The organism is Saliniramus sp. (genome assembly GCF_035311605.1).
Taxonomy (GTDB): Bacteria; Pseudomonadota; Alphaproteobacteria; order Rhizobiales; family Beijerinckiaceae; genus Saliniramus.
Window position 1 is genome coordinate 1 of record NZ_DATGCW010000340.1, and the last position, 4,720, is coordinate 4,720.

The 4,720-nt window shown below is 62.1% G+C and carries 3 protein-coding genes; all 3 read left to right on the forward strand.

All coding sequences use genetic code 11. The features are described 5' to 3' along the window. Positions 1-42 precede the first annotated feature (42 nt). A complete protein-coding gene (gene nuoL / locus VKP01_RS15050) occupies positions 43-2,088 on the forward strand; it encodes an NADH-quinone oxidoreductase subunit L (protein ID WP_324413702.1) in 2,046 nt (681 codons plus the stop codon). Then, entirely contained in the window at positions 2,088-3,596 is a 1,509-nt protein-coding gene (locus tag VKP01_RS15055; RefSeq protein ID WP_324413703.1) for an NADH-quinone oxidoreductase subunit M, read from the forward strand. The genes nuoL and VKP01_RS15055 overlap by 1 nt, the downstream gene beginning before the upstream one ends. Before the next feature lie 12 nt (positions 3,597-3,608). Next, positions 3,609-4,720, forward strand: a 1,112-nt coding sequence (nuoN, locus tag VKP01_RS15060; protein ID WP_324413705.1) for an NADH-quinone oxidoreductase subunit NuoN, incomplete at its 3' end; no start/stop codon positions are given.

Consider the following 4,720-nt stretch of genomic DNA (forward strand, 5'->3'; position numbering starts at 1 on the left):
GTGGAAGACATCAACACGATGAAGGGCTAAGGGGCGTCCACGATGTATCACGCGATCGTCTTCCTGCCGCTTCTCGGCTTCCTCATTGCGGGCATTTTCGGCCGCATGATCGGGCCGCGCCCGAGCGAGATCGTGACGACTTCGTTCGTCGCGACCTCCGCAGTGCTGTCATGGGTCGCGCTGTTCTCCGTCGGTTATGGCGACGGCGAGACCACGGTGCGGATTGCCAACTGGATGGTCTCGGGCGATCTCGCCGTGGACTGGGCCCTGCGCATTGATGCGCTGACCGTCGTGATGCTCGTCGTCGTCAACAGCGTCTCGGCGCTCGTGCATCTCTATTCGATGGGTTACATGCACGAGGATCCATCCCGCTCGCGCTTTTTCGCCTATTTGTCGCTGTTCACCTTTGCCATGCTGATGCTGGTGACTTCCGACAATCTGGTGCAGATGTTCTTTGGCTGGGAGGGTGTCGGCCTTGCGAGCTACCTGCTGATCGGATTCTGGTATCAGAAGGAATCGGCCAATGCGGCGGCAATGAAGGCCTTTGTGGTCAACCGGGTCGGCGATTTCGGTTTTGCGCTCGGCATTTTCCTCGTTTTCTATCTGTTCGGTTCCACCAGTTTCGACGTCATCTTCCCGCAGGTGGAGGCCTTCGCCACAGGTGCGGCGGGGGAGGGCTTCAGTTTCCTCGGGCTCGATGCGCAGGGCACGCTGACGCTCGCCTGCCTGCTGCTGTTCATGGGGGCGATGGGCAAGTCGGCGCAGTTCCTGCTGCATACCTGGCTGCCTGACGCGATGGAGGGCCCGACGCCGGTCTCCGCCCTGATTCACGCTGCGACCATGGTCACCGCCGGTGTCTTCCTCGTGGCGCGGATGTCGCCGCTGTTCGAATTTGCGCCGACGGCGCTCGTCGTCGTGACCGGTATCGGCGCGTTGACGGCTTTCTTCGCCGCGACAGTGGGGCTCGTCCAGAACGACATCAAGCGGGTGATCGCCTATTCAACCTGCTCGCAGCTTGGCTACATGTTCGTGGCGATGGGGCTGGGCGCCTACAGCGTGGGCATGTTCCACCTGTTCACGCACGCCTTCTTCAAGGCGCTACTGTTTCTCGGCGCAGGTTCGGTGATCCATGCGATGCATCACGAGCAGGACATGCGCAACATGGGCGGCCTCGGCAAGGTAATCCCGCTCACCGCGGTGATGATGGTGATCGGCACGATCGCCCTGACGGGCTTTCCGTTCACCGCAGGCTATTATTCCAAGGATGCGATCATCGAGGCGGCTTATGCGTCCGGCGCCGGGATGTCGGATGTCGCCTTCATCGCAACCGTCTTGGCGGCCCTGTTCACGTCCTTCTATTCGTGGCGCCTGTTCTTCATGACCTTTGCCGGCAAGGCGCGCTGGGGTGCGGGGCATGGTCACGCCGCGCAGGCCGATGCCGCGCATGGCCAAACTACGCATGGCCAAACCACGCATGGCCAAACCACGCCTGGCGATGATCACGGGCATCACCATGATCACAAGCCGCATGAAAGTCCGCCGGTGATGCTGATCCCGCTGGTCCTGCTCGCCATCGGTGCGCTGGTTGCCGGCTACTTCTTCAAGAGCGTCTTCGTGGGAGACGGCTACGAGGCCTTCTGGGGCGATGCGCTCTACACGCGCCCCGACAACACTATCCTGCATGACCTGCACTACGTACCCGCCTGGGTCGTCTGGTCACCCTTCGTGATGATGGTGATCGGGTTTGCGCTCGCGTACTGGATGTATGTCCGTGACACCGCCGTGCCGGCGCGTATCGCGCAGGAGCAGCCGATGCTCTACCGCTTCCTGCTCAACAAATGGTATTTCGACGAGCTCTACGACATCATTTTCGTGCGACCTGCCAAGTGGCTCGGGCGGTTCTTGTGGCGCACTGGTGACGGCAAGATCATCGACGGGATGGGGCCTGACGGCATATCCGCCCGGGTGCTCGACACCACCTCCTGGGTGGTGCGGCTGCAGACCGGCTACGTTTATCACTACGCTTTCACCATGCTCGTCGGTGTCGCCGCACTGGTGACCTGGTATCTGATCGCGGGGGCCCGCTGATGTTCGGCTTCGGTATTCTCTCCGGGCTTCTGATCCTGCCGCTGATCGGAGCGGCTTTCATCCTCACCCTGCGCGGGGACGAGGCTGCGATCCGCAACAATGCGCGCTGGGCGGCTTTGGCGACGACGATCGTCACCTTCCTGCTCTCGCTGGTGGCCTGGGCGCGGTTCGATACGGGCAGCCCGGATTTCCAGCTGGTGGAATCCCATGCCTGGCTGATGGAGACGACGCGTTTCACCCTCGGGGTGGACGGCTTCTCGCTGCCCTTCGTGCTTCTGACCACCTTCCTGATGCCGTTTTGCATCCTCGCCTCCTGGGAGACGATCAAGACGCGCATCAAGGAATACATGGTCGCCTTCCTCGTGCTCGAGGCGCTGATGATCGGCGTCTTCGTCGCGCTCGATCTGGTGCTTTTCTACATCTTCTTCGAGGCGGGTCTGATTCCGATGTTCCTGATCATCGGGATCTGGGGCGGCAAGCGGCGCATCTATGCCAGCTTCAAGTTCTTCCTCTACACGCTGCTCGGCTCAGTGCTGATGCTCATCGCCATCGTGGCCATGTACTGGCAGGCGGGGACGAGCGATATCCCGACACTGCTCGCGCATGACTTCCCGGTCTCGTTGCAGACCTGGCTGTGGCTGGCCTTCTTCGCCTCCTTCGCGGTGAAGATGCCGATGTGGCCGGTCCATACCTGGCTGCCGGATGCCCACGTGGAGGCGCCGACGGCCGGCTCGGTGATCCTTGCCGGGATTCTCCTGAAGATGGGGGGCTACGGCTTCATCCGCTTTTCGATTCCAATGTTCCCCGACGCGTCGCTGTATTTCGCGCCGATGGTTTTTGCGCTCTCGGTCATCGCGATCGTCTACACCTCGTTCGTCGCGCTGATGCAGGAGGACATGAAGAAGCTCATCGCCTATTCCTCGGTGGCGCATATGGGCTTCGTCACGATGGGCCTGTTCAGCCTCACCCCGCAGGGGATCGAGGGGGCGATGTTCCAGATGATCTCGCACGGCCTGATCTCCGGCGCGCTGTTCCTTTGCGTGGGCGTGATCTACGACCGGATGCATACCCGCGAGATCAAGGCCTATGGCGGGCTGGTCAATCGGATGCCGCTCTACGGCGTCGCCTTCCTGCTTTTCACCATGGCCAATGTCGGCCTGCCCGGTACGTCCGGCTTCGTGGGTGAATTCCTCACGCTGATCGGGACTTTCCAGGCCAATTTCTGGGTTGCCTTCGTCGCCACTTCCGGTGTCATCCTCTCCGCCTGCTATGCGCTCTGGCTCTACTGGCGCGTGATGAACGGACGGCTGGAGAAGCCGGAACTGCAGGCGATTCCGGATCTCGACCGGCGCGAAGTTCTGCTGCTGGCGCCGCTTGGCATCCTCGTCATCTATTACGGGGTGCAGCCGCAGGTGATCCTGGATGCCTTCGCCGCGCCGACACAGGCGCTGCTTGCCAATGCTTATCCCGTTCTCCAGGCCGGCGCTACGCTGGCCGGGGTCCAGTGAGGTTCGATCGCCATGCCCGTTGAAACCACCGCATCCGGGATCCCGCTCTATGCCGTGCCGGTGCTCGGCCCGGCTCTGCCAGAGATCATCATGGCGGTCGGCGTTCTTGCGCTGGTGCTCTATGGCGCCCTGCGTGGTGAACGCTCCACCGGTGTCGTGACGGCGGCGGCGATCGCGCTGATGGCGTTCATTCTCGGCTTCATCCTCACGATGTCGGGCGATACCCAGGTGACCTTCGCCGATGCCTTCATCACCGACGGATTTGCCCGCTTCATGAAGGCGCTGGTGCTGATTGGGGCGATCGTGGCGCTTGCCATGTCGCGCGAGCATTTCCGCCGGCTCGGAATCGATCGCTTTGAATATCCGTTGCTGATCCTCCTGGCCGCCATCGGCATGATGGTGATGATCTCGGCCAACGATCTCATCGCGCTGTATCTCGGCCTCGAATTGCAGAGCCTCGCAGCCTATGTGATCGCCTCTTTCCATCGCGACAACGCGCGCTCGACCGAAGCGGGGCTGAAATATTTCGTGCTGGGTGCGCTCGCCTCCGGCATGCTGCTCTACGGTTCCTCGCTGGTCTACGGTTTCACCGGAACGGTCTCCTTCCCCGAGATCGCGGCGGTCGTGGCCGAGGGAGCCAATCCGGGCGTGATCTTCGGTCTCGTCTTCATCGCCGCCGGCATCGCCTTCAAGGTCTCCGCGGTGCCGTTCCATATGTGGACGCCGGATGTCTATCAGGGGGCGCCGACGCCTGTCACCGCGTTCTTCGCCTCGGCGCCGAAGGTGGCGGCCATGGCGCTTGCGGTGCGCGTCTTCATCGGGGCCTTCCCCACCATCGTCGATCAATGGCAGCAGATCATCGTATTCATCGCGGTGCTCTCGATGTTCCTCGGCGCCTTCGCCGCAATAGGCCAGCGCGATATCAAGCGCCTGATGGCGTATTCCTCCATCGCAAATATCGGCTTCGCGCTGCTCGGGCTCGCAGCCGGCACGCAGGAGGGAGTGCAGGCGGTGCTGGTCTACATGGCGATCTATCTGGTCATGACGCTGGGCGTTTTCGCCTGCATCCTCAGCATGCGCCGTGGCGGGGTCGAGCTTGAGACCATTGATGACCTCGCTGGTAC

What these genes read in the sequence shown, in the direction of transcription:
- nuoL (WP_324413702.1), top strand. Translation starts at nt 43, where the DNA reads ATGTATCACGCGATCGTCTTCCTGCCGCTTCTCGGCTTCCTCATTGCG.
- VKP01_RS15055 (WP_324413703.1), top strand. Translation starts at nt 2,088, where the DNA reads ATGTTCGGCTTCGGTATTCTCTCCGGGCTTCTGATCCTGCCGCTGATC.